Source organism: Pseudomonas sp. AC255 (assembly GCF_979258175.1).
Genome location: NZ_OZ409841.1, coordinates 2,412,034 through 2,435,534, shown reverse-complemented (window position 1 = coordinate 2,435,534; position 23,501 = coordinate 2,412,034). Strand labels below are relative to the sequence as shown.

Annotated in this window: 22 protein-coding genes, 1 tRNA gene and 1 pseudogene; 13 read left to right on the top strand and 11 right to left on the bottom strand. The window is 60.2% G+C overall.

Annotation, left to right across the window (positions count from 1 at the left end; genetic code table 11):
- Window positions 1-221: 221 nt before the first annotated feature.
- A complete protein-coding gene (locus tag ACZZ0K_RS11115) occupies window positions 222-1,109 on the top strand; it encodes a universal stress protein (protein ID WP_252883750.1) in 888 nt (295 codons plus the stop codon).
- A 67-nt stretch (window positions 1,110-1,176) separates the two neighbouring features.
- Here ACZZ0K_RS11115 and ACZZ0K_RS11110 read toward each other — a convergent pair whose 3' ends face one another.
- The 3 genes from ACZZ0K_RS11110 to ACZZ0K_RS11100 all read right to left on the bottom strand — a co-directional run bounded on the left by ACZZ0K_RS11110 (window position 1,177) and on the right by ACZZ0K_RS11100 (window position 3,696).
- On the bottom strand, window positions 1,177-1,725 hold the full coding sequence (locus ACZZ0K_RS11110; protein WP_463559100.1) for an Hsp20/alpha crystallin family protein: 549 nt from the start codon (window positions 1,723-1,725) through the stop codon (window positions 1,177-1,179).
- Window positions 1,726-1,800: 75 nt separating this feature from the next.
- A complete protein-coding gene (gene arcD / locus ACZZ0K_RS11105; RefSeq protein WP_258708125.1) occupies window positions 1,801-3,294 on the bottom strand; it encodes an arginine-ornithine antiporter in 1,494 nt (497 codons plus the stop codon).
- 314 nt (window positions 3,295-3,608) lie between these two features.
- Window positions 3,609-3,696 (bottom strand) — tRNA-Ser (locus ACZZ0K_RS11100).
- 123 nt (window positions 3,697-3,819) lie between these two features.
- On the opposite strand from ACZZ0K_RS11100, the gene ACZZ0K_RS11095 reads away from it, so the two are divergent.
- A complete protein-coding gene (locus tag ACZZ0K_RS11095; protein WP_008006561.1) occupies window positions 3,820-4,491 on the top strand; it encodes a Bax inhibitor-1/YccA family protein in 672 nt (223 codons plus the stop codon).
- Between the two features lie 65 nt (window positions 4,492-4,556).
- Here ACZZ0K_RS11095 and ACZZ0K_RS11090 read toward each other — a convergent pair whose 3' ends face one another.
- Together ACZZ0K_RS11090 and ACZZ0K_RS11085 are read right to left on the bottom strand one after the other, a co-directional pair.
- Window positions 4,557-4,886, bottom strand: a complete 330-nt coding sequence (locus ACZZ0K_RS11090; protein ID WP_258708147.1) for a YceK/YidQ family lipoprotein — start codon at window positions 4,884-4,886, stop codon at window positions 4,557-4,559.
- Between the two features lie 58 nt (window positions 4,887-4,944).
- Window positions 4,945-5,382: an Lrp/AsnC family transcriptional regulator gene (locus ACZZ0K_RS11085; protein ID WP_041481020.1), complete on the bottom strand. Its 438-nt coding sequence runs from the start codon at window positions 5,380-5,382 to the stop codon at window positions 4,945-4,947.
- A 148-nt stretch (window positions 5,383-5,530) separates the two neighbouring features.
- Between ACZZ0K_RS11085 and ACZZ0K_RS11080 the strand changes: the two genes are divergently transcribed.
- Complete coding sequence (locus ACZZ0K_RS11080) at window positions 5,531-6,424, top strand: DMT family transporter (protein ID WP_095179890.1); 894 nt, start codon at window positions 5,531-5,533, stop codon at window positions 6,422-6,424.
- A 3-nt stretch (window positions 6,425-6,427) separates the two neighbouring features.
- Here the strand turns inward: ACZZ0K_RS11080 and ACZZ0K_RS11075 are convergent, their stop codons facing one another.
- From ACZZ0K_RS11075 to ACZZ0K_RS11060, 4 genes are all read right to left on the bottom strand, one after another.
- Window positions 6,428-7,468: an FUSC family protein gene (locus ACZZ0K_RS11075; protein WP_095179892.1), complete on the bottom strand. Its 1,041-nt coding sequence runs from the start codon at window positions 7,466-7,468 to the stop codon at window positions 6,428-6,430.
- Between the two features lie 57 nt (window positions 7,469-7,525).
- Window positions 7,526-8,485, bottom strand: coding sequence for an HlyD family secretion protein (locus ACZZ0K_RS11070; RefSeq protein WP_258708148.1), 960 nt, complete (start codon window positions 8,483-8,485; stop codon window positions 7,526-7,528).
- 2 nt (window positions 8,486-8,487) lie between these two features.
- Window positions 8,488-8,844: a DUF3302 domain-containing protein gene (locus ACZZ0K_RS11065; protein WP_016774599.1), complete on the bottom strand. Its 357-nt coding sequence runs from the start codon at window positions 8,842-8,844 to the stop codon at window positions 8,488-8,490.
- Between the two features lie 101 nt (window positions 8,845-8,945).
- A complete protein-coding gene (locus tag ACZZ0K_RS11060; RefSeq protein WP_252869473.1) occupies window positions 8,946-10,571 on the bottom strand; it encodes an NADP-dependent glyceraldehyde-3-phosphate dehydrogenase in 1,626 nt (541 codons plus the stop codon).
- Window positions 10,572-11,077: 506 nt separating this feature from the next.
- Here ACZZ0K_RS11060 and ACZZ0K_RS11055 point away from each other — a divergent pair.
- The 10 genes from ACZZ0K_RS11055 (at window position 11,078) to ACZZ0K_RS11010 (ending at window position 21,235) form a co-directional block, all read left to right on the top strand.
- Window positions 11,078-11,689 (top strand): transposase, encoded by a 612-nt coding sequence (locus ACZZ0K_RS11055; protein WP_080902524.1) that lies wholly within the window; start codon window positions 11,078-11,080, stop codon window positions 11,687-11,689.
- A gap of 54 nt (window positions 11,690-11,743) precedes the next feature.
- Complete coding sequence (locus ACZZ0K_RS11050) at window positions 11,744-13,342, top strand: ShlB/FhaC/HecB family hemolysin secretion/activation protein (RefSeq protein ID WP_095179900.1); 1,599 nt, start codon at window positions 11,744-11,746, stop codon at window positions 13,340-13,342.
- 12 nt (window positions 13,343-13,354) lie between these two features.
- Window positions 13,355-15,154 (top strand): DUF2341 domain-containing protein, encoded by a 1,800-nt coding sequence (locus ACZZ0K_RS11045; RefSeq protein ID WP_258708149.1) that lies wholly within the window; start codon window positions 13,355-13,357, stop codon window positions 15,152-15,154.
- 11 nt (window positions 15,155-15,165) lie between these two features.
- Window positions 15,166-15,591, top strand: coding sequence for an ExbD/TolR family protein (locus tag ACZZ0K_RS11040; RefSeq protein WP_003201710.1), 426 nt, complete (start codon window positions 15,166-15,168; stop codon window positions 15,589-15,591).
- A 3-nt stretch (window positions 15,592-15,594) separates the two neighbouring features.
- Window positions 15,595-16,299, top strand: a complete 705-nt coding sequence (locus ACZZ0K_RS11035; RefSeq protein ID WP_024012851.1) for an energy transducer TonB family protein — start codon at window positions 15,595-15,597, stop codon at window positions 16,297-16,299.
- Window positions 16,300-16,338: 39 nt separating this feature from the next.
- Window positions 16,339-18,036: a putative porin gene (locus ACZZ0K_RS11030; protein ID WP_258708150.1), complete on the top strand. Its 1,698-nt coding sequence runs from the start codon at window positions 16,339-16,341 to the stop codon at window positions 18,034-18,036.
- A gap of 17 nt (window positions 18,037-18,053) precedes the next feature.
- On the top strand, window positions 18,054-18,683 hold the full coding sequence (locus ACZZ0K_RS11025) for a DNA repair protein (protein ID WP_130899367.1): 630 nt from the start codon (window positions 18,054-18,056) through the stop codon (window positions 18,681-18,683).
- 17 nt (window positions 18,684-18,700) lie between these two features.
- Window positions 18,701-19,171 (top strand): YbjN domain-containing protein, encoded by a 471-nt coding sequence (locus tag ACZZ0K_RS11020; protein WP_095179909.1) that lies wholly within the window; start codon window positions 18,701-18,703, stop codon window positions 19,169-19,171.
- Window positions 19,168-20,109, top strand: coding sequence for a peptidylprolyl isomerase (locus ACZZ0K_RS11015; protein ID WP_252885974.1), 942 nt, complete (start codon window positions 19,168-19,170; stop codon window positions 20,107-20,109). Before ACZZ0K_RS11020 ends, ACZZ0K_RS11015 begins: the two co-directional genes overlap by 4 nt.
- A 145-nt stretch (window positions 20,110-20,254) precedes the next feature.
- Window positions 20,255-21,235, top strand: a complete 981-nt coding sequence (locus ACZZ0K_RS11010) for a substrate-binding domain-containing protein (protein ID WP_252885975.1) — start codon at window positions 20,255-20,257, stop codon at window positions 21,233-21,235.
- A 203-nt stretch (window positions 21,236-21,438) separates the two neighbouring features.
- On the opposite strand, the gene ACZZ0K_RS11005 is transcribed toward ACZZ0K_RS11010, so the two are convergent.
- The gene (locus tag ACZZ0K_RS11005; RefSeq protein ID WP_076563115.1) at window positions 21,439-22,386 is read right to left on the bottom strand and encodes a cytochrome D1 domain-containing protein; all 948 of its coding nucleotides are present in this window, start codon (window positions 22,384-22,386) and stop codon (window positions 21,439-21,441) included.
- A 213-nt stretch (window positions 22,387-22,599) separates the two neighbouring features.
- Window positions 22,600-22,958 (bottom strand): annotated as a pseudogene (locus ACZZ0K_RS11000) (DUF6124 family protein).
- Between the last annotated feature and the right edge of the window lie 543 nt (window positions 22,959-23,501).

Below are 23,501 nucleotides of genomic sequence, written 5' to 3'. Positions count from 1 at the left end.
GTTCGGCAACCGTTGAGTCGGTTTTCCAAACGCCTTGGTCAGCACGGTCGTGGCGTTCCGCATTTCGTGAGTACGACGAGAGCCAGGCGCACTGCGTATGACTTTTATCAAGGACGCCACTCATCTGTGGCGCAACCTTGATTGGCGTCGTTGTCTGCTTTACCCGGTCTGGGTCAGCCGCCATCGCATGACCGCAGGCTCCAAGCTCTCTGGAGGCAATCATGAGTCAATATCAACACTTGTTGCTGATCATCAACCCGGCCCTGCGCCATTCTCCGGCGATAAGCCAGGCCGCCGCCCTGGCTAAAGCCAGCGGCGCGTCGCTGCATATCGCAGCCTTGATCAAATGGTGGGATTTCCTGTCGCTGCTGGAGGAAGGGGATCGGGCAAGGGCCCGTGCGGCCTATTTACAGGACCATCACGAGTGGCTGGCAAGCCAGGCTGCCAGCCTGCGAGCCGAAGGTTTGCGGGTGACGACGGAGGTTGGCTGGTCCGAAGACATGAAACGGGAGATCCTCGATCACGTCACCGTGAACCAGCCCGATTTGCTGATCAAGGAAGTGCAGCACGAATCCTTACTCAAACGCGCTTTGTTTACCCCATTGGATTGGCAGCTGCTGCGTGATTGTCCGGTGCCGGTCTACTTGTTGGGCGCTGCTGGCCCGGGTCTGCCGCGCAAGGTCGTAGCGGCAGTGGATGTAGCTGCAAGCGAAGATGATGGGGGCGCTCTCAATGACCGGATCGTCGAACAGGCCACATCCTTCGCCACTCAGTTCGGTGCAGAGTTGCACCTGTTATATGCCTATGACGTCTCGCAAAACTATCTGGATGAAGTGGTGAACAACTGGACGGTTTCGGAACTGATGAATGCTCGGCGCAAGGAACTGCAAGCGCATTACAGCGCTTTGGCGAGGAGATTCGGTGTGATGGCCGAGCACAGGCATAGCAGGGAGGGACATCCCGTGGCGGCGATCAGTGAGTTTGCCGAAGAGCACGATGTGGACGTGATTGTGATGGGCAGGGTTCAACGTCACGGGCTGGAAAAACTGCTGGGAAGTACCACCGAACATATTCTGTACCAGGTTCCCTGCAGCGTACTGGCGGTCTAGAACGAACAACGGTGCACCTCGCCGAACTGCCCCTTGCCGACTTGTCGACAAGGGGCAGTTGCTCAACTTACTCGCCTTTGATGGGCACAACCTTATCCGCTTTCATGGCTTCAGGTTTTTTCGGCAAGCTGATACTCAGCACACCTTTGCTGAAACTCGCGTCGATCTTTTCCGCATCGACGCCCTTGGGCAGCGTGAACACGCGCTCGAACGAGCCGTAGTAACGCTCGCTGAGGTGATACCCCTTGCGCTTTTCCTCCTTGTTGTCTTTTTTCCCGCCTTTGATGATCAGGCTGCCATTCGACAGTTTGATCTCGATGTTCTTTTGGTCCATGCCAGGCAGCTCGGCGGTGATTTCGTAGCTTTTGTCTTTCTCGCTGATGTCGACCGCCGGCATGCTTTGGCCATGCAGCTCGCGACGCCACAAAGGTTCGACGTCAAACAGCCCACGACCAAAGGGTGAAAGCCCTGAACCACGGTTGAAGTCTTCGAAAAGATGATCGACTTGCTGACGCAGCTTCTCCAAAGGACGCCAGATGTCTGCGGCAATCGTATGCTCGGCAGGTTTGTTGGCGGTATCGGTAGCGACTGGCATCTTCTTCACGGAATTGCTCATTTCGGTACTCCTGTTCGAACGAAAGGCGGCCGAAAAACATCCTCTATGCGAGCCGCCAGGACTGAGGAATCTTGCTTACAACGTCAGCGTTCCGGACCACAACATCCGGCCAGCGTAAATCGCGGCGGCCCAGATGATGATCAACACACCCGTTTCCGGACCGCTGAGCGGCTGACCCTGGCGCGTTTTCAACGTGCCCAGGTAAATCAAAGAGCCGGGCGCGTAGAGCAGAGCGCTGAGCAGCAGGTATTTGGGGCCGGCGGCATACAGCAGCCAGCCACAATAGAGCGCGGCGACAGTGGCGATGGCCATATCACGGACTTGAAGCGCGCGATGGCCGGCGTAGGTTTCGCCCTGCCAGGTGAGTTTCAGCGCATACACACTGCTGAACAGATAAGGCAGCAGAATCATCGATGTGGCGAGTGAAATCAGAGCCAGATAGCTCGCGCTTGAGTACAGCGTCAGCAGCAGAAACAGTTGGATGCAGCCATTGGTCAGCCACAGCGCATTGGCCGGCACGCTGCGGGTGGATTCCTCTGCGAGCGTAATCGGCATGACCTTTTCCTTTGCCGGTGTGAACACTGATTCGGCAGCTAGCAACGTCCACGCGAGCAGGGCACCGCCGACCGAGATGATCAGGCCAATGCTGATCAGCACTGCGCCCCATGGCCCGACGGCCGCTTCCAGAACGCCTGCCATGGAGGGGTTTTTCAGGGCGGCGAGCTCGGGTTGTCTGAGGATGCCCAACGAGAGCAGCGAGACGGCGATCAGAAGGATCAGCGTGATCACAAAGCCTATGACCGTAGCCCGACCGACGTTGGCGCGTTCTGCGGCGCGGGCGGAAAACACACTGGCACCTTCAATGCCGATGAAGACCCAGACAGTGACCAGCATCGTGCTTTTGACTTGATCGAGGGTGCTGCCCAGCGCGGGCGTGCCCCAGAAATCGACCATGAAGGTTTCGCGTTGAAATGACGCAATCAGCACACCAATAAAAAGCAGCAACGGCACGACTTTGGCGACGGTCGTCAGGGCGTTGGCCTGCGCCGCGGTGCGCATGCCCCGCAGGATCATCCAGTGCAGTGACCACAACACCACGGACGCCCCGGCGATTGCAGCTTTGTTGTTGCCTTCGCCAAACAGCGGAAAGAAGTAACTCAGCGCAGCAAACAGAATGACCAGATAACTGACGTTGCCGATCCAGGCGCTGATCCAGTAACCCCAGGCTGAATTGAATCCGAGAAAATCACCACCCAATGCTCTGGCATAGGCAAACACACCGTTGTCCATGGCAGGCAGGCGGTTGGACAGCGTCTGGTAAACCAAAGCCAGCGACAGCATGCCGACACCGGTTATCAGCCAGCCAATCAAAATCGCTCCGGCGCCAGCGCTGGCGGCCATGTTCTGAGGCAGGCTGAAGATGCCGCTACCAATCATCGAACCGACCACCAGCGCGATCAACAGGCTCAACGACAAGCGCCTCGGTTCAGCCTTGCGCAGGCCAATCGACAAGGGCTGGGGGCTGGAAGGAGGGACGACCGATTGAACATCTTGCAGATGGGTAGCCATGACATGCCTCCACGAGACCGGATTGTCTGCATTGGCCGCAGACGCGGTTTTGCAGATGTCGAGGTTCACTCTCGGCTAGAAGCTCATGGCTGTGTTTGATAAAAGTCAGCTTTGGGGGAGAACACCACCGCCCCAAACCAACCAAGTGCTCAATCTGATCAGACGTTTTTCAACGATCTAGCCATTGCGGAAGGGGCGATAAAAATTGCGCAAAGATATGGGAAAGTGCGGAAGAGATCGCTTTAACGTGCCTTTTATTCGTCTATCCCAGAAACGACAAAGCCCTGAATAATCAGGGCTTTGTCGTATAAAGATGGCGGAGGCGATGGGATTCGAACTCATGGACCTGTTACAGTCGACGGTTTTCAAGACCGTTGCCTTAAACCACTCGGCCACACCTCCGTTTGCGTTGCGGGCGCCATAATACCTGAATGAAACACACTGTCAAACTCTCTGCATGGCTTGTTACAGAGCGTCTGTTATGATCTTTGCGACTGAACGTTTCAAACCAACAGGAGTGTCGCCATGCGCGAACAGGATTACGCAGTTAATAACAGCGTGCAGGCTGAGCAGCTAGAGGTTAGCCGCGTCCTGCGCAACACTTATGGTCTCTTGGCTCTGACCCTCGCATTCAGCGGTGTGATGGCCTTCGTAGCCCAGCAGATGCGTGTCGGCTACCCGAACATTTTCGTGGTGCTGATCGGCTTCTACGGGCTGTTCTTCCTCACCAACAAACTCCGTGATTCCGCGTGGGGCCTGGTATCCGCCTTTGCGTTGACCGGTTTCATGGGTTTCCTGCTCGGCCCGATCCTCAACCGTTACCTGGGCATGCAGGGCGGCGCTGAAGTGGTCAGCTCGGCTTTCGCCATGACCGCACTGGTGTTCGGTGGTCTGTCGGCCTACGTGCTGATCACCCGCAAGGACATGAGCTTCCTCGGTGGTTTCATCACCGCCGGTTTCTTCGTCCTGCTGGGCGCTACACTGGCGAGCTTCTTCTTCCAGATCAGCGGCCTGCAACTGGCGATCAGCGCCGGCTTCGTGCTGTTCTCGTCGGTCTGCATTCTGTTCCAGACCAGCGCGATCATCCACGGCGGCGAGCGCAACTACATCATGGCGACCATCAGCCTGTATGTATCGATCTACAACCTGTTCGTCAGCCTGCTGCAACTGTTCGGCATCATGAGCCGCGACGACTGATCGTAATGGCTGCAATAAAAAACCCGCTTCGGCGGGTTTTTTATCGTCTGGACAAAGGTGTCTGCTCAGTTGATGACGATGCTGCCGTCCACTTGCTGACGGTAGATCGTGTAGGGCAGCAGCAAGGTGTCGAGCGCGCCGGAGACCACGGCGTCTACCAGCACCACCGGAATCGCCGCGTTGCGGTGATCATCGGGATCGATGCCTGAGGCCAGCGGAGCGTTCAGCGTGCAGAAGTCATAAGCGAGGCCGCTGTAGATTCTCGGTACCGCGCCGCAATAACTTTTCTGCTGCTTGAGCCCGTCAATGGCAGCCTGATCGTTGCGCGCCACCGTTTGAATCGTGCCACAACCGCCGAGCAGCATGCCGGCCAGCAGTATTGCCTGAATTTTCATAGCGCCATTCCTTAGCCGCGAAAAACCCCAATCTACCCTGATCATTGGTAAAAGACACCTACGCCATCGGTGGCAGGCGTCGCTTGACCGGGGTCTTCTTGACGATCGCGGTGTTGGTTTCGGCCAACGTATTCAGTCGGTCGAGCAGGGTATCGAGCTGCTCCATCGAGCGCACGTGCAGGCGGGCGATAAAGCAGTCGTCGCCGGTGACTTTGTCGCACTCGGTGAACTCCGGAATCGACATGATCTGCCGCTCAACCTCGTGCAATTGCCCTGGCAGCGGCCGCACCCGAACGATCGCCTGCAACTGATAGCCGAAGCATTTCGGATCGATCTCCACCGTGTAGCCCTTGAGCACGCCACGTTCTTCCAGACGCCGCAACCGCTCGGCCACGCTGGGCGATGACAGGCCGCTGATCTGCGCCAGCGCTTTTAGCGAGCGCCGCGAGTCTTCCATCAGCGCGCTGATAAGGATCTGATCGATATCGTCAGTCACATTCAAACTCCTGATTAGGCGAAGGGCGCAAATCACCCTCGATAAAAAAGGCGAAAACCAAGTTTAGCCTGCTTTATGCGCTGGAGCAGCCCGAGGTGCGCTTGGCATACTTTTGCCATGCTTCGCTCACAGCCTCAGGAGAACAATAATGGACAACGCAATCCGCCGCGGTTCGCTGGAAATGACCGCCGCCATGCTCATATCCGGAACGATCGGCTGGTTTGTGCTGGTGTCCGGGCAACCGGTGCTCGACGTGGTGTTCTGGCGCTGCGTGTTCGGCGCTGGCACCTTGCTGTTGGTCTGCGCCGCGTTCGGATTCCTGCGTCCGGGGATTCTGACCCGCACAACGTTTCTGCTGGCGGTGCTCAGTGGAATGGCGATTGTCGGCAACTGGGTGCTGCTGTTCGCATCCTATTCCCGCGCCTCGATTGCCATTGGTACGGCGGTCTATAACGTGCAGCCGTTCATGCTGGTCGGCCTGGCGGCGTTGTTCCTCGGCGAGAAAATTACCCTGCAGAAGCTGTTCTGGCTGGCGATTTCGTTCATGGGCATGCTGGCGATCGTCAGCGCCCATGGCACGCAAGGCGAGGAGGGTAACGATTACTTGATGGGAATTGCCCTGGCGTTGGGCGCGGCGTTTCTCTACGCGATTGCCGCCCTGATCATCAAGCGCCTGACCGGCACGCCGCCACATCTGATCGCGCTGATTCAAGTCTGCACCGGGGTGTTGTTGCTCGCGCCTTTTGCGCATTTCGATGCGTTGCCGCAAGGCGTCGATGCCTGGGCCAGTCTGCTGACTCTCGGGATCGTGCACACCGGTCTGATGTACGTTTTGCTGTACGGCGCGATTCAAAAATTGCCGACGGCATTGACCGGCGCGCTGTCCTTTATATATCCGATCGCGGCGATTTTCGTTGACTGGTTCGCCTTCGGCCATCGCCTCGAATTGCTGCAATGGATAGGCGTCGCAGCGATCCTGCTGGCCGCCGCCGGCATGCAACAAGGTTGGGGCTGGAAAGCCCGGCGGCTGGCGGCGCAGTAAGGATCAGATGTTCCAGCGCGGTGCGGTGGCTGCCAAGCGTTGGCGCATCTCGCTGATATTGGCAGCGAGTTGTCGGGTCAGCATACGGTAGCCGTCGAGTGTATTGGCAACTGGCGCGTCGAGGTTCGCTTGCGGGAGTTCCATCGGCCGCTCCAGCCGTTGCGAGGCACCGGTCTTCAAGGCGCGAGCCATCCCGATCAGTTGCACGCGAATCTGCCGGTGTTCGGCCTTCAGCGCCGTTTGCAGATGTGCCGTGGCCTGCGGGTCACTTGCGTTGGGGCGGATATTGCCGAGGATCTCCAGCGTGCTGATGCACATGCGCAGGTTGCGCTGAATCGCGTCCAGCTCGGTCATGGAGATTTTCACTTCCTTGGACACCGACGGCATCAGCGAACGTAATTGCACCATCACCGCGCCGAGCTTGCTCATCAGCCGCACGTGTTCGTCGGCGCTGACCGCTTCACCGTTGATGATGCGCCCGTACACCGTGGCGCAATCGCGCAAGGCATCGGCGAGGTTGTAGCGCCACGAGTAGACCGCGTACAGCGGCAGAGCGAAGGAAAACGCCAGGGCGAGGGCGATGCCGATCAGGATGTCGACGCCGCGCCACAGTCCATCGGTGATCGGGTTGTCGCCATGCCCGGCGACGATGAACACGGTGATGGCCGAGAGCAGGGCGGTGTAGCCGCCCTTGCCAATCGCGTGATAGGAGAAAAAACCACAGACCACGGCCATGGAAAAGTAGGTCAGCCACGGCATGCCCAGCCACGCATGTTGCGCCACCAGTGCCAACCCGACTCCTGCACCGATCAAGGTACCGATGGCGCGCTCGGCGGCTTTTTTGCCGATGTTGCCGTGGTGCTGCAAACCGCCGATCACCACCAGCATGGTCACTGACGCCCATTCGCCGTGGGGCAGGTTGATGCCAGTGGTCAGCAGAATCGTCGCCAGCAACCCCAACGCCACCCGCACGGAATGGATCAGGCGGGCGTGACGGTAGCGCCGATACGGGTCCAGTAACGGACGCAGGATACGGCGCAACAGCGGTGGCAGGCGGTGGGTGCTGTAAGTAGTCAGTGCGAACCTCGTACGTCAATCAAATCAATGGAAGGGGAAAATGTAATTCATCCAGGCGGACATGCGCAGCAGGATTTTGCGCATCGCGCCGATGTGGTGAAAGTGCTGACTGTAAAGCGCCGCTTGCCCGTAGGCGCCGCCCGGCATGAGCGCGCTGTATTCGGCAAACGCTGGGTCAATGATTTCAATGATCACCGGCACCCGTCCGGCCGGTGGCGAGCCGGTGTAGCTGATCAGGGTACCGGAAGGTTGCACCTGGCCCTCGGCGATCACCCCGATCACACTTTTCACCCGACCGGCGAAGACCTTGCCGGGAATGCCGTCGAAGGCGACTTCGGCCTCGTCGCCCACGGTCAGACGCAGCAGGCTGTTCTGACGCATCCAAGCGGCGAAGTACTGACCTTCCTGCGGAATAAACACCATCGACGGGCGCAGCGGCAGCTTGCTCGCCATCATCCCCGGTCGCAGCGAAACGTGGGTGACGAAGCCTTTGCTCGGCGCTCGAACCACAGTGTTGTCCAGCTCGAACTGAGCGTTGTCCAGTTGCGCCTGCAGATCGTCGGTGCGGGCAATGGCCGCGTCCAGTTCACGCTGGGTGCCGAAGTTGCGGCGGATCAGTTCGGTGATGCGGTAGCGGTCGCCTTTGGCTGCAACCAGTTGCGCCTTGAGCGATTTCAGGCGGTTCTGGAAAGGCGTGGGATCGATGCGAAACAGCACGTCGCCTTTTTCCAGGGGTTCGTTGCCCTTTACCGGTACGTCGATCACCTGGCCACTGATGATCGGAATAACCGGCACCGAGACGAAGTAGGAGCGCGCCACCTCAGAATAGGGATGGTTGTAGTTCATGGTGAAAATCAGCGCGCCGATGATCAGCACGCCACCCAGCACAGCGGTGGGCACCGTCCATTTGTTCAGCGGAATGCGGAAGATCTTGAAGATGGCGACGCAGAGCGCGGCATACGTGAGGATGAGCAACAGATCCATGCTCAGATCCCCCGGCTGTCAGATTGCGGCGCAACCGGCGACTGCGCTTCGAGCCGCTCGATCCTGGCTTGCAGCTCGACGACCTGCTGCTCCAGTTGATTGACGTGATTCTGAATGGGTTTGCCATCGCCGAACCCCCAACCGCGGTCCTCGCGATAAGCCATCGCCCAGATCCACAGAAACGGCCAGAGTGCATGCAAGGTGAACAGACTGACCCAGCCCGTGGCATGGATCGCGTCCTGGTGCGGGTGGTTGCGGTGGACGGCGATCTCGTACGGGATGTCATGCAGCACGATGATCCCGTAAAACAGCACGAGACCGACAAAAACCAACAGACCCAATGCGAAGTAATCGAGCATGGTCAGCCTCCCGGGCATCCAGCAATGCTGGGCTGAGTGTAGTCACTGAATCGCCGGGGGCTGACGGATCGGCAGGATCATTCAATCCTGCCGATCACCCGTCAAAAGATGTAATCGGTGGTCAGGAAGCTCGAATCACGCCCGCGAATGATCTCGCTGATCAGATCCTTGTTGCTCTCCTGGAACTTGGTCGCCACCAGGGTGCGGATCGAAAACACTCGCAATGCATCGTGAACCGACAGCGTGCCTTCGGCGGAGTTTTTGCGACCGTTGAACGGGTAAGTGTCCGGGCCGCGCTGGCACTGGGCGTTGAGGTTGATACGCCCGACCTGGTTGGCGAAAGTGTCGACCAGCCGGCCGACCGCCACCGGGTTGGTGCCGAAGATGCTCAACTGCTGGCCGAAATCGGATTCCAGCACATAGTCGATCACGGTATCGAGGTGGCGGTACGGCACGATGGGCACGACCGGACCGAACTGTTCTTCCTGATAGACGCGCATTTGCGGATTCACCGGATACAGCACTGCCGGGTAGAAGAACGAGGCGTGGGATTCACCGCCATTCGGGTTGACTACCTGGGCGCCTTTGCTTTGCGCATCCGCGACCAGACCGTGCAGATAATCGACCTTGCCCGCCTCCGGCAGCGGCGTCAGCGCCACGCCGCTGTCCCACGGCATGCCTGGTTTCAGCGTGGCCAGTCTGGCGTTGAATTTCTCGATGAAGCTGTCGACCACGTCTTCATGCACGAAAAGGATTTTCAGTGCGGTGCAGCGCTGGCCGTTGAACGACAGCGAACCAGTGACGGCCTCGCTGACTGCATTGTCGAGATCGACTTCGGGCAAAACGATGCCCGGGTTCTTGGCGTCCAGACCCAGAGCCGCGCGCAAACGGTGTGGTTTCGGGTGCAGCTTCTTCAGGTCACTGGCAGCCTTGTTGGTGCCGATGAAGGCGAAGATGTCGATCTTGCCGCTGGCCATCAAAGCACTGACAGTCTCGCGGCCGCTGCCGTAGATGACGTTGATCACGCCGCTCGGGAAGCTGTCGCGGAAGGCTTCGAGCAACGGGCGAATCAGCAGCACGCCGAGCTTGGCCGGTTTGAACACCACGGTGTTACCCATGATCAGTGCCGGAATCAGCGTGGTGAAGGTTTCGTTCAGCGGGTAGTTGTAAGGCCCCATGCACAAGGCGACGCCGAGCGGCACGCGGCGGATCTGGCCGAGGGTGTCCTGCTCCAGCTCGAAGCGGCTGGAGCGGCGGTCGAGTTCTTTCAATGCGTTGATGGTGTCAACGATGTAATCGCAGGTGCGATCGAACTCTTTTTCCGAGTCCTTGAGGTTCTTGCCGATCTCCCACATCAGCAGCTTGACCACCGCCTCGCGCTGCTCGCGCATGCGGCCGAGGAATGCTTCGACGTGCTGGATACGCTCGGCCACGCGCATGGTCGGCCACAGGCCTTGGCCGCGATCGTAAGCGCGAACGGCAGCGTCTAGGGCGGTAAGGGCGGTGTCGGCATCCAGCAGCGGCGTGCTGCCGAGGATCACCTGTTCTTCACCGTTTGCGCTTTTCAGATAAACCGGGCTGCGCACCTGCGCGAGCGGGCCGTCCCAGCGGCGCAACTGGCCATCGACCAGATATTCACGCTGCTCGACCTGAGCGTCGAGGCGATATTTTTCCGGGATGTCGCTGACCGAAGGGAACAGGTTGCCAAGGATGTTTGCTGTGGTCATGTCACTACCCTGTGTTGAAGTCGGCGTGCCGATTGAAAGTCTTGTGAAGGTTATACGCCTGAACGCGCCGGGATTTAACCCCGTGAATGTCACGCGAATGTCACGCAACGGTGCAACCACAGTCCACCCTGTGGGAGCGAGCCTGCTCGCGAAGGCGGCGGCACATCCAACATCCTCATTGCCTGACACAGCGCTTTCGCGAGCAGGCTCGCTCCCACAGGTTCATGTGCACAACCAGGAGGGCCTGCCACACACAATTCCCGTGTAGGAGTGAGCCTGCTCGCGATCGCGGTGTATCAGTCACAGAGAAGTTGGCTGACCTGACGCCATCGCGAGCAGGCTCACTCCTACAGGGCATCGGCGCCACCGATGCCATCTTCGGTAATGAAGCTTTTATGACAAAAGTTCGGTAGCCCTTTGCCAGTCCGGTCATGCCTGTGTAACGCGCTTGAGGGGCCTTTCGGGGCGCACTTTGCGAGTCGGGGCGGGACGCCGGGAGTGAGGCAATGGGGACTATGGAACGCTATTCGAAAGTGGGCATGCAGGAGCTCGATCAACGCCTGTCGAAGATCGTCGAAGCCGCGCGCAAGAAGCCGGTTTCGGTGTATCGCTACGGCGCGCCGTGGGTCTGGATCGTCTCGCAGGAGGACTGGCAGGGTGCTTTGAAAGAAGTGTCCAGCTACATTCCGCCGGGCCATTCGCTGGTGCTGCTGCGCCCGCAGATCGACGATCTGCTCGACGCCCACCAGGACCTGCTGCGCGACCTCAATGCCGCACCCGGCATGCTCATTCCCGCGCAGACGGTGATGCACATCCTGCTCCTGCAATTGCTGTATTCGGTGCCCAGCGAGCAGCAGCTCTATGAACAGCTCAATTACAACCTGCTGTTCCGCTGGTTCGTCGGCCTTGGCCTGAACCAGAAGGTCTGGAGTTTCACCGCCCTCAGCCGTGACATCGCCACGCTGCTCAACGAGCCGCGTGCGGTGCTGCTGATTCAGAAAATCATCGGCGAAGTGTTCTGCGGTGCCTTGCTGCAAATGCCCGAGTTCTCGCTGAACTTTGCGCTGTTGCACACCTGGCTGGGCAAGCACGCCTGCGCCACAACGATCAGCAATTGACGCAGCACACCGGGCGCTAACGCCCACAGGTCATCGCGAATTTCAGGGGGTAATGTGGAACGGATTTTCACGTCACGGCTGGCGCTGTGGGGCTGGCTGCTGGTGACGGCGGGCGCGCAGCCGGCGCTGGCCGAGGAGGGCACAGAAGCGCCCGCCGCGCAGCGACTGGTCGACGTCAACGAATACTTCGTGCGCGGCAATACCGTGCTCGATGCCCGGGCGATCGAAGAAGCGGTGTACCCGTTTCTCGGCCCGCAGAAAGCCTTGAGCGACATCGAAGGCGCCCGCGATGCGTTGCAGAAGGCCTACCAGGAACGCGGCTATCAATCGGTGTTTGTCGAGCTGCCCGAGCAGGCCGTGGCCGATGGCATCGTCTATCTGCAAGTCAGCGAAACCAAGGTCGGCCGGGTGCGCGTGGTCGGCGCCAAACACTATTCGCCGCTGGACATTCGCGACAACGTCCCGGCGCTGAAAGAAGGCGAGGTGCCGGACTTCGCCAAGGTCCAGGGCGAACTCGCGCAGCTCAACAAGACCCCCGGTCGCCAGGTCATGCCGCTGGTGCGCGAAGGTCAGCGCCCCGGCACCATGGATGTCGACTTGCAGGTCGAAGACCAGAACCCATGGACGGCCAGCGTCGGCCTCAATAACGACTACAGCGCCGACACCGAAAAGCTGCGCAGCGTCACCAGCCTCGGTTACAACAACCTCTGGCAGCTCGGCCACAGCGTCAACCTGACGTTCTTCACCGCGCCGCAGGAAACCGACAACGCCAAGGTCTGGTCCGGGTCCTACACCGCGCCGCTGAGCGAGCGCTGGAGCGTGCAATTCTCCGGTTACCAGTCCGACAGCAACGTCGCCACCATCGGTGGCAGCAACGTGCTCGGCAAGGGTCACAGCTACGGCGTCGCGGCGATTTACACATTGCCCTCGAGCGGCAACTGGTCGAACTCGTTGTCGGCCGGGATCGACTTCAAGGACTTCGACGAGCGCCTGAGCCTGTCCGGCGAAAGCGACAAGGTGCCGCTCAAATACGCGCCGTTCACCTTCGCCTACAACGGCTATCGCTACAGCGAAAAGAGCCAGCTCGGTCTCGGTCTGAGTCTGGTTGCCGCCACGCGCAGCGTGTTCGGCTACGGCAGCGACGACGAAGACTTCGACTACAAACGCTATCGCGCCAAACCGGGTTTCGCCGTGCTCAAGGGCGACACCAACTACACCTGGACCTTCGACAGCGACTGGCAGAGCGCAAGCAAAGCCGCATTCCAACTCGCCTCGGGGCCGCTGGTTTCCAACGAACAATTCTCCGCCGGCGGTGCCACTTCGGTGCGCGGCTATCTCGCTGCCGAGCGCACCGCCGATGACGGCTACCTGCTCAGCCAGGAATTGCGCACACCGTCGCTGGCGAAATTCGCCGGCACGTGGATGCAGGACTGGCGCTTCTATGCCTTCGCCGAGGGGGCGCAACTGTACCTGCGCGACGAACTGCCGGATCAGGACGCCAATTACGCCCTGGCCAGCGTCGGCCTCGGCACCCGCGCCAGCCTCAGTAAATGGCTGTCCGGCAGCCTCGACTGGGGCTACCCGCTACTCGAAGGGCCGAACACCTCAAAGCAGGAATCGCGCCTGCACTTCAACCTTCAAGCCACTTTCTAACGGAGCACGTCCATGCAACGCCTTTTCCTTTCGTTGTTGATCTGCCTGGGCTTCGTGCTCCCGGCCACGGCTCAGGCCTGGTGGCAGGACGACTGGCATTACCGCAAACAGATTGCCGTCGACACCACACCGCAAGGCGCGGCGATCAATCAGGCCCTTGGCCGCACCGCGCTGCTGGTGCGCCTGCACACCGGCAACTTCACCTTCGACGGTGTGAAAGAGGACGGCTCCGATCTGCGCTTTGTCGCTGCCGATGACAAAACCGTGCTCAACCACCAGATCGAGAGTTTCGATGCGCTGATGGGCATGGCGCTGATCTGGGTCGATGTGCCGAATGTCGAGGGCGGTCAGCGTCAGGACATCTGGATGTATTACGGCAACCAGAAAGCCCCGGCTACCGGCAACGGGCAACTCACTTTCGATCCGAATTACACCGCGCTGTATCACTTCGACGGCGCCACCGGCACCCCGGCGAAAGACACCACGGCGTACGGCAACACCGCGCAAAGCGCGACCGGCACAGCGATCGATGGCGTCGTCGGCCGTGCGTTGCAGTTCAGCGGTCAACCGTTGCTGCTGCCGGCCAGTCCGTCACTGCAACACAACGCCGGCAGCGCGTTCACCTTCAGTGCCTGGCTGCGTCTGGATCAGGCCACTGGCGAGCAACTGATCCTGGCTCGGCGCGAAGGCTCGCAGAGCCTGCTGATCGGCGTCAGCCAAGGCCTGCCGTTCGTGGAAATCGACGGCCAGCGCGCCGCTGCCACCCAAGCGCTGGCGCCGGGGCAATGGCAACACTTCGCACTAACCGCCGAGGGCTCGAAAGTCACCCTGTACATCAACGGTCGCGAGGGTGCTGCGTTGGCTCAGGCGATGCCGGCATTCAACTCGGTCATGGCCATCGGCGCTGATCTGCAGGAAGGCGCGTTCCAGCCATTCACTGGCGCCATCGACGAACTGCGCCTGTCGAAGGTCGCCCGTCCTGCTGCGCTGTTGCTGGCCGATGCCACCTCGCAAGGCGCCGAGTCGAAACTGGTGGCTTACGGCGTCGATGAAGAACAATCCGGCTTCGGTTTCGGCAGCCTCGGCTTCCTCCTCAACGCGGTGCCGATCGACGCTTGGGTGATCATCGCCGTGCTGGTGCTGATGATGTTCCAGTCGTGGATCATCATGCTGCGCAAGAACCGCAGCCTCAGCCGCGTGACTGCGGCGAACGAAGACTTTCGCGTGCAATTCGCCAAGGTCGGCACGCGTCTGGAGATGTTCGCCGACGACGCGCAACTGGCTCAGCGTCTGCAGCATTCGTCGCTGTGGCGCCTCTATCTGGTGGCGGTCAAAGAGATCCGCACCCGCCGCGAGCAGGGCGCCGATACCTCGTCGGTTTCCGCCGCGACCATCGAAGCCATTCGCTGCTCGATGGACGGTGTGCGCACCCGCGAGAACCAGCAACTGAGTTCGAAACTCTCGACCCTGTCCAACGCCATCGCCGGCGGTCCGTATATCGGCCTGCTAGGCACGGTGCTGGGGATCATGGTGGTGTTCCTCGGCACGGCAATGGCCGGCGACGTCAACATCAACGCCATCGCGCCGGGCATGGCCGCAGCACTGCTCGCCACAGCGATGGGCCTGTTCGTCGCGATCCCGGCGCTGTTTGGCTACAACCGCCTGATCACTCGCAACAAGGAAGTCAGCGCCGACATGCGCGTGTTCGTCGACGAGTTCATCACTCGTCTGGCGGAGATGCACGGCGAGAGCCAGTTCAGTGAGGCGTCGCACCAGCGGGGCCATCACGCCAACCACTCCGTCCCGGCCTGAGGAGCACTGCCATGGCGTCCGTAAATGCCTCCCACGACGATGATGACGATGCCGCAGTCGACAGCATCAACATCACCCCACTGGTCGATGTGCTGATGGTGGTGCTGGTGATGTTCATCCTCACCGCCACCGCGCAGGTCTCCGGGATCCAGATCAACCTGCCCAAGGCTAGCGCTTCGGTGTCGCTGTCGGAGGCCAAGACCAAGGCGATCTCGGTCAACGACGGCGGCCAGGTGTTTCTCGATGCCTATCCCGTAACGTTGGCGGAGCTGGAAGAACGCCTGCGCATCGAGAAAGCGCAGAGTCCGGATTTCCCGGTGATCGTGCGTGGCGATGCGACGGTGCAGTACCAGAAAGTCATCGAAGTGCTCGACCTGCTGCGCCGGCTCGAACTGTCCCAGGTCGGTCTCGTCACCGGCAAACCGAGTCAGGGCTGAGTCATGACCGCACAACTCCCGATCGAACCGCCGCCCGTGAAAAAGTCGCCGTTGCGTTATGTGAAGTGGGGCGCCGGATTGCTGGTCGCCGCGCTCGCCGCGTGGTTCCTCTGGCAGTGGGCCAACGACATGGCCGGCGTGCGTCGCGAAGCGCCGAAGGTGCCGACGATCATTCCGTTGCCGCCACCGCCACCACCGCCGCCGGAGAAACCGCCAGAGCCGGAAACGCCGGTGGAAGAAAAAGTCGTCGAGCCTGAGCCAACGCCGGAGCCGGAGGAGGTCAAGCCTGAAGAAGAAGCACCGCCATCGCCGGCGGACGACCTGGCCAACCCGATGCAAATGGACGGCGACGCGCAGGCCGGCAGCGACGCTTTCAACATTGGCGCGGGCAAGGGCGGCGGCATGGCCGGAGCCGGCGGCGGGCGTTTGGGTACGGGCACGTACAGCCAGTTTCTCGCGTTCACCTTCCAGCGTTTGCTGCGCGAGAACCCCGAGCTGCGCAACCTCGCATTCTCGCTGCAGGCCGATGTCTGGCTGAGCAGCGTCGGCGAGATCACCCGTGTCGAGCTGATCAAGTCCAGCGGCAACCCGCAAATCGATACCCAGGTGCTGGCCGCTTTACGCGGTGCGCCAGCGCTCAGCGAACGGCCTCCGGCCTCTATCACTTTGCCCGTGCGCCTGTCCCTGCAAGGGCGGCGTCCGGGTTAATTCACTTATTCAAGCTTTGGCAAAAGGAGTTGTGTGCAGATGATTTCCAACGTGAATCGATTGTCCCTGGCGGTCGGCATGGTCGTCGCGACCCTGGTCGGTCAGGCCGTGGCAGCGCCTGCGCCTTCGGAGAACGCCACGATCAATCTGATCCGCTTGCTGGTCGAGCAGGGCATTCTCAAACAGGACAAGGCCGACGCGCTGATCGCCCAGGCCCAGAACGAAGCGGCGCAGGCCAAGCAGGCTGCCGCGTCCACTGCCGTAGCGGCCGGGACGGTCGCCGCGCCGGGGGATGTGCGCGTGCAATACGTGCCGGCAGCGGTGCGCGACCAGATCCGCGATCAGGTCAAAGCCGAGGTCATGGCCACCGCCAAACAGGAAAACTGGGCAGCACCGAATACCTTCCCGGACTGGGCCTCGCGCATCAGCTTCGACGGTGACATTCGCCTGCGAGACGAATCGCGTTACTACTCGGGCAACAACAGCAACGAAATCGTCGACTTCGCCAAGCTCAACAACAATGGCCCGTACGACGTGAATCCCAACAGCAGCACCAGCCTGCCGCCGTTGCTCAACACCCGTGAAGACCGGGAAAACCTCTTTCGCCTGCGCGCTCGCCTGGGCATGAAAGCGGTGATTTCGGAGGAATGGACCGCCGGCATTCGCATCGGCACCGGTTCGGACAACAACCCGGTATCGACCACGCAGAACCTCGGCGGCGGCTTCGCCAAGAAAGACATCTGGCTCGATCAGGGCTATCTGACCTGGAAGCCAATGGACGAATTGACCCTGACCGGCGGGCGCTTCGCCAATCCGTTCATGTCCACTGACATGCTCTATTCCAATGACCTGAATTTCGACGGTGTGGCGGCGATTTTCGATCACAAGCTCAACCGCGATTGGGGCGTGTTCGGCACGGTCGGCGCGTTCCCGGTGGACTACACCAACGACACTTCCAGCAGCAACGGTTTCGACAAGGAAGAGAGCGACAACAAGTGGCTGTACGGCGCGCAGCTCGGCGCGAAGTGGGCGATCAATAGCAACAACCGCCTCAAAGGCGCGCTGGCCTATTACCGTTTCGACGACATTCAGGGCCAGCGCTCCAGCCCCTGCGAACCGTGGGCCGGCGCACCGGGTTGCGACAGCGACGGCACTCGCGCAGCGTTCATGCAGAAGGGCAACAGCGTGTTCCTGCTGCGTGACATCACGCCGAACCCGCTCAATCCGAGCGCTACGCCGCAGCCGCAATTCGTCGGGCTTGCGTCCGAATTCAACCTGCTCGATCTCAACGTCGTGTGGGACGCCGACCTGCCGCAGGACTTCAAACTGCGCAGCCAGGGCAACTACATCCACAACCTCAGCTACGACGAAGGCGACATGCGCAAGCGTTCCGCCGGGCAGATCGTCAACAACCTCGACAGCAACGGCGAGATCGAAAGCGGCGCCAATGCATGGATGGTGCAGTTCACCCTCGGCAACGCACTGGACCTCAAACGCAAGGGAGACTGGAACCTGTTCGCCGGCTACAAGTACATCCAGCCGGACGCCTTGCCGGACGGCTTCAACGACTCGTCGTTCCACCTCGGCGGCACCAACGCCAAGGGCTATTTCATGGGCGGCAACTATGGCCTGGCGAAGAACGTTTCCGCCACGGGTCGCTGGATGAGCACCGAAGCGGTGTACGGCGCGCCGTTCGACATCGACGTCTTGCAGCTTGAGATCAACACGCGCTTCTAAGGCGCCGGGAGAGCTTTATGAACACGCGTTTTCTCGCGCTGGGCCTGGGTTTGTTGATTGCCACCGGGGCGAACGGCGAAGGCATGGAAGAACGCTTGCGCACGCAACTGCGCAGCACCACCCAACAATTGCAGGCCCTGCAAAGCCAACAGGCCCAGGCCAGCGCTGCGCAACTGGCGGCGCAGAACGAAGCCAAGGCAGCGCAAGCGCAGATCAAGCAGCTGACCGCCGAACTGGCCAAAGCCAAAGGCCTCGCCGAGCAACTGGCCGGGCAGCAGCAGAGCCTGCACAGCCAGGCGCAGGCGCAAGTCGCGGCCAGTGCCGAGCAGACCGGCAAGTTCAAAAAAGCCTACGACGAGTTGCTGGTCCTCGCTCGCGGCAAGGAAGCCGAACGCTCGAAGCTGCAAGCGCAACTGGCGGAACGTGACACACAAGTGCAGCAATGTTCAGCCAAGAATCAGCAAATGTACGGCGTCGCCAAACAGATCCTCACGGCCTACGAAAACATCGACGTCGCCGAAGTGATGAAGATCCGCCAGCCCTTCGCCGGCAGCGCCCGGGTCAAGTTCGATGAACTGGCCCAGGGCTTCGGCGACGAGCTGTACAAAACCCAATTCGACGCGCCGCAAGCCGCGATCGCTCACTGATAACAAGGAAGAAAGCCATGACTCAATTGATCACCCACGTTTCCCCGCAATCGCTGACCGACGTTCTGCAAGCCGCAGGTTATCGCGTCAACCAGAGTGAACAGAACGGCATCGTCCAGTTGCTCAGCGCCAGTCAGGGCATCGGCTACGCCGTGCGCTTCGGCAACCCGGCGGTGGAGCAGGGCAGCTTTGTTGATTTCACTTTCAGCTGTGCGCTGCGCGTGCAGGGTGATTTGCCCCAGGGCGTGGCCGAGCAGTGGAACGCGACGCGGCGGTTTGCACGGTTGTCGTTGCAGGGCGAGTTTCTGCTGATGGAAATGGACGTGGTCGTGGCCGCAGGGGTGAGCAACGAGCACCTGCGCGGCAATCTGGAGTTGTGGGATCGCCTGTTGCAGGAATTCATCGTTTACCTGCGCGATTTCAGCCAGACCGCTGCTGTGCAAGCCGCCAAGTCCGCTGTCGCCGAAGCAGAGGAAGTCGCGCTGTGAAGAAGCCTGCCATGGTGATCGGCGCCGGAGCGCTGGCGTTGTTGGTGGTGGCCGTGGCGCTGGTGCTGCGACCGGGCAGTGATCCGGTCGCCGCCCAGCAGCCGTCGCCGTTGCCGGCGGTTGCAGCCGGGCCAGCGGTCGCGCGGTTGGGCAATCAGCAGGTTTCGCCAGAGGAATTGCAGGCGCTGCTGGCCACCGTCCCGGCGCAAACCCGCGAGCAATTGCGCGGTAACCGTGAGGCGCTGGAGCGCTGGATTCGTGCGCGGCTGGCCGAGAAAGCGGTGCTGGAACAGGCCGATGCGCAGGGTTGGGCGCAGCGTCCGGACGTCGCCCGGCAGACTCGCGCAGCGACTGAGCAAATCGTGTTTCGGGATTATTTGCGCTCGGTGAGTCAGGTGCCGGCGGAGTATCCGAGCGCAGCTGAATTGCAGCAGGCGTACGACGCCGGCAAGGCCAATTGGCAGACGCCGCCGATGTACCGGGTCAGTCAGATTTTCCTTGGCGTCAGTGACGCAGCGAATGTGGAAACCGTGCGCAAACAAGCCGCTGAATTGAGCAAGAAGGCGCAATCAGCACTGGCTGATTTTGCGGCGCTCGCTACGCAATATTCGCAGGATCGCGTCACGGCAGAGCGGGGCGGTGATACCGGCCTGCAACCGTTGCAGCAACTGGTGCCGGAAGTACGTGGCGCTGTGGCGCGGCTCAAGGTGGGCGCCGTGTCTGATCCGGTGCAAAGCGCCGCCGGTTTCCACGTGATCAAGCTCACCGAACAACAACCGGCACGCACCGCGACGCTGGAGGAACTGCGCGACCAACTGACCCAGGCCCTGCGCGCACAACGCCAGGAACAGATCGCCCAGGCTTACCTGGACGGCATGCTCAACACCGCGACGCTGAGCATTGACGGTGCCGAACTGAACAAAGTGATAGGTAACTGACACACGGTGTTTCTGTAGGAGCTGTCGAGTGAAACGAGGCTGCGATCTGTTGATTTTGCTTTTAAAGATCAAAAGATCGCAGCGTGCCGCAGCTCCTACAAAGATTTGCCTAACGACACCACATTAGATCGACAGGGAGTCATCAATGTCATTCACCGAACCCGCAGGACGCCCGGGCACCGTTGATTATCAATCGCCGCAATCCCGCTCCGAGCCCTGGCTAAACCAGGCCGCGACCATCGACAGCGAAGCCGCCCAATACTTCCTGGTCAGTGCCCGCTGCGGCTGCTTCATGCAAGCCGCGCGCAGCCTCAACGTGCGCTCAACTTTATTGCGCAAACAACTCGCGCAACTCGAACAGCAACTGCAACGCAGCCTGTTCAGCTTCCAGGGCAGCGCCCTCAGCCTGACCCGCGAAGGCCAACAGTTGCAGGCCCGACTCATCACCCTGGCCCACGAACGCAAACTCCCGGTCATCGAACAACCGCTGATTCGTCTGGCCATCGCCGAATCGATCCTGCACGACATCCTCGGCCGCGACCTCATCGCACTGCTGCGGCGCAACGCCAGCCTGCGCCTGGAAATTATCGCGCTGGATAGCGAACTGGCATTGCGTGCGGTCAGCGCCGACATTGTCCTGTGGCTTGCTCCTGGCGAATGCCCAAATCCCGGCCCGACCTTTTCCACCAGCGAACCGCAACACCTCGCGCGGATTGCGTATCTGCCGCACATTGCCAAGCGCTATTCACGGGTGACAGCGCGACCGGAAACGCCGGAAGATCTGGCGGACTTCATGCTGGTGCAGTGGCAGCATGACCGGCAGATCGAAAGCTTTCGCCTGTGGAATGAACTGGTCGAACAGCGCCTTGCCGGGGTGGTACAGATGCAGTCTTATGAATTGATGCTCGAGATGATCCGCTGTGGCGCCTGCATTGGCTTGCTGCCGGCATACATGAGCCGCTTCGACCGTGGCCTCATCGCACTGCCCGGATTATTCGCCGAACCGATGCAGCTACACGCGTGGCTCGCCGTCAACACCGACTCGCAAAACTCCCCCGAAATCCAGGCGCTCATCGACCTCATCCAGCAAACCTTCAATGAACGCCACGAATGGTTCCAGCCCTGATGCGGTCCTCCTGTCGAAGTAAGCCTGCTCGCGAAGGCGATCTCGATCCGGGCGCGTATTCTTCGACTTAAACGACCGCAGACGCCAAAGCGCAAACCTGCGGCCGACGCCTGCGAAACCCTTGCACTAACGCACGCATAGCGTGCGGTTCGGGAAGGGATCCAGAGCGTCTTGGTGGCGTTGTTTGCTGCGGATGAATGTGATTAAGCTACCTCGATCACCCACACTGCGTTGTCCTGGAACTTGCAAACATAAGCGTGTTTACCATCCTTACTAAAGGCCATTTCGGTAGGGAAGCGGCCTACATCGATGTTCCTGCGTACTTGAAGCGTTGCCGTATCAATTACCGCGATCATGCCATCTCTGCAGGAGGCGTACAGAAGGCTACCGTCCTGACTGAAAACGAGGTTTTGTGGACCGTGTGGGACTTCGATTTTCGCCAACACTTGCTTTAAATCCTGGTCAAACACCCAGACCTTGGTGCTTTGGTCCTGACTGACATAAACGCGGGTACCGTCCGGGCTGACAGCGACGTAAAAGCCTCTAAGATCAAACGCGACCCCAGTCGAGGTTTGATTTGTTTTAGTGTCAATCAACCGAACCGCCAGCCTGTCGGGACAAGTGAAATACGCGCGGGTACCGTCCGGACTGAAAGCAATATGATACGGATGGCCGTCGACCGAGAAGGTGGTCAGGACTTCATTCGTCGACGTATCAATGACAGAGATGCTTTTATCACTGGCATTACAAACATATGCACGGGTACCGTCCGGATTGACGGCGATCCCGGACGCGGCAAGTCCGACTTGAACTCTCTTCACGACGGTACTGCTCGCCGTGTCAATCACCAAAACCGTGTCTCCAGTACTGCCCATGTAAGCGCGCTTACCATCCGGCCTAAAGGCGATATGCCTGGCTATGTACGGGATTTTGGCGCTGACCTTATTTGTTGCGGTGTCAATCACCCATACTGATTCTTCTTCAAAATGGGCGACATAAGCCCGGGTACCGTCCGGGCTGATGGTGATGTACCTCGGTTCGTATCCGACCTTGATTTCGGCGATTGGCGTGGGCTCAACCGAGTTAGCTGATACAGGACTGCTACCGGTAATATCGAGTTCTTGAACGAGGGTATCTTTGGGACTGGACATGGCGCTGACTCCGTTCTGTGAAGTGACGGAATGAGTTAACGCGCGTTTGCGAAATTGCGCACCTGTCAAAGTTGACAGGTGCGCAGTGGTATCCGACGAGTGGTTGTCGTCGCCAACCGACCCGCTCCCACGCTTGGAATGCGGTCAAACTGTGGGAGCGAGCCTGCTCGCGAAGGGTCCAGAATGGACAGCCAACAGCTCAGCTTTCCTGCCTCACTGCGGCAACTCCAGATTATCCAGTACCCGATTCACCGCCAATTCCCCGAGCATGATCAACTGAGCGATCCCCATTAGCGTTCGGCGCTGCGATGGTTTCACCAGCCCGGCGAATTCCTGGGCGATGGTTTTGGCCGAGGCGAGGGTTTCGCAGGCGTTGGCCAGCAGGTCTTCGTTTTTGGTGTCGGCGGTGACGGCGTACATGGAGCGGGGGCTGAAGGGCGGTGGGGTGGAGCCGGGTGGGCAGAGGTAGTGGTCGAGGGCACGGTCGGCGGCTTGGTGAAGTTTTTTGAGTCGAGGGATTCGTAAGGTGAGGTAGGGTCGGATTCGGGTGGGTTGGGTGTTGGTTTGATCATGGGTGAAGCCTCTAGAGTGGTGAAGCTGCCACCGTTCGCTGCTAACGAAGGAGGTGGCGGCTGTACGCGGGTTAGCAGACCAGGACTCTAGAACCCGGCGCACCGAAGTGCCCCACGCAAAGCCGCCATAATGGCAACACCTTGTGCGTCTAGAGATAACCCGGGCTGCTAAACCCGATCACTGAACATTCAGCGACCGCACCACAATAGAACCCGCCCCCAAAGCGCACAAGCCGGCGGATTCTGGCTTGGCTGTAGGCAATGGCGCAAGGATTTGTAGCCTTGAGACCGTGTCTGAAGGTGTCTTTTAAACAGCGGCGTTTAAAAAGGCAAAAAATTGGCGACAGCACGGTAGACGTTTTTGCCGTGAAACAGGCGTTGGCTGCAAGGCCGCCTTCGCGAGCAGGCTCGCTCCCACAGTAATCTCCAGTGCTCACGGGTTTTATGTCAGGGCCGGATTAGAATGTGGGAGCGAGCCTGCTCGCGAATGCAATCTGCCAGTCGAAGCTTCAGTGACTGGCCAACCGCCTTCGCGAGCAGGCT

Bases quoted from the DNA above. Each gene is read 5' to 3' on its own strand.
- ACZZ0K_RS11115 (WP_252883750.1), top strand. From the start codon at position 222: ATGAGTCAATATCAACACTTGTTGCTGATCATCAACCCGGCCCTGCGC.
- ACZZ0K_RS11110 (WP_463559100.1), bottom strand. From the start codon at position 1,725: ATGAGCAATTCCGTGAAGAAGATGCCAGTCGCTACCGATACCGCCAAC.
- arcD (WP_258708125.1), bottom strand. From the start codon at position 3,294: ATGGCTACCCATCTGCAAGATGTTCAATCGGTCGTCCCTCCTTCCAGC.
- ACZZ0K_RS11095 (WP_008006561.1), top strand. From the start codon at position 3,820: ATGCGCGAACAGGATTACGCAGTTAATAACAGCGTGCAGGCTGAGCAG.
- ACZZ0K_RS11090 (WP_258708147.1), bottom strand. From the start codon at position 4,886: ATGAAAATTCAGGCAATACTGCTGGCCGGCATGCTGCTCGGCGGTTGT.
- ACZZ0K_RS11080 (WP_095179890.1), top strand. From the start codon at position 5,531: ATGGACAACGCAATCCGCCGCGGTTCGCTGGAAATGACCGCCGCCATG.
- ACZZ0K_RS11070 (WP_258708148.1), bottom strand. From the start codon at position 8,485: ATGGATCTGTTGCTCATCCTCACGTATGCCGCGCTCTGCGTCGCCATC.
- ACZZ0K_RS11065 (WP_016774599.1), bottom strand. From the start codon at position 8,844: ATGCTCGATTACTTCGCATTGGGTCTGTTGGTTTTTGTCGGTCTCGTG.
- ACZZ0K_RS11060 (WP_252869473.1), bottom strand. From the start codon at position 10,571: ATGACCACAGCAAACATCCTTGGCAACCTGTTCCCTTCGGTCAGCGAC.
- ACZZ0K_RS11055 (WP_080902524.1), top strand. From the start codon at position 11,078: ATGGGGACTATGGAACGCTATTCGAAAGTGGGCATGCAGGAGCTCGAT.
- ACZZ0K_RS11045 (WP_258708149.1), top strand. From the start codon at position 13,355: ATGCAACGCCTTTTCCTTTCGTTGTTGATCTGCCTGGGCTTCGTGCTC.
- ACZZ0K_RS11040 (WP_003201710.1), top strand. From the start codon at position 15,166: ATGGCGTCCGTAAATGCCTCCCACGACGATGATGACGATGCCGCAGTC.
- ACZZ0K_RS11035 (WP_024012851.1), top strand. From the start codon at position 15,595: ATGACCGCACAACTCCCGATCGAACCGCCGCCCGTGAAAAAGTCGCCG.
- ACZZ0K_RS11030 (WP_258708150.1), top strand. From the start codon at position 16,339: ATGATTTCCAACGTGAATCGATTGTCCCTGGCGGTCGGCATGGTCGTC.
- ACZZ0K_RS11025 (WP_130899367.1), top strand. From the start codon at position 18,054: ATGAACACGCGTTTTCTCGCGCTGGGCCTGGGTTTGTTGATTGCCACC.
- ACZZ0K_RS11020 (WP_095179909.1), top strand. From the start codon at position 18,701: ATGACTCAATTGATCACCCACGTTTCCCCGCAATCGCTGACCGACGTT.
- ACZZ0K_RS11010 (WP_252885975.1), top strand. From the start codon at position 20,255: ATGTCATTCACCGAACCCGCAGGACGCCCGGGCACCGTTGATTATCAA.
- ACZZ0K_RS11005 (WP_076563115.1), bottom strand. From the start codon at position 22,386: ATGTCCAGTCCCAAAGATACCCTCGTTCAAGAACTCGATATTACCGGT.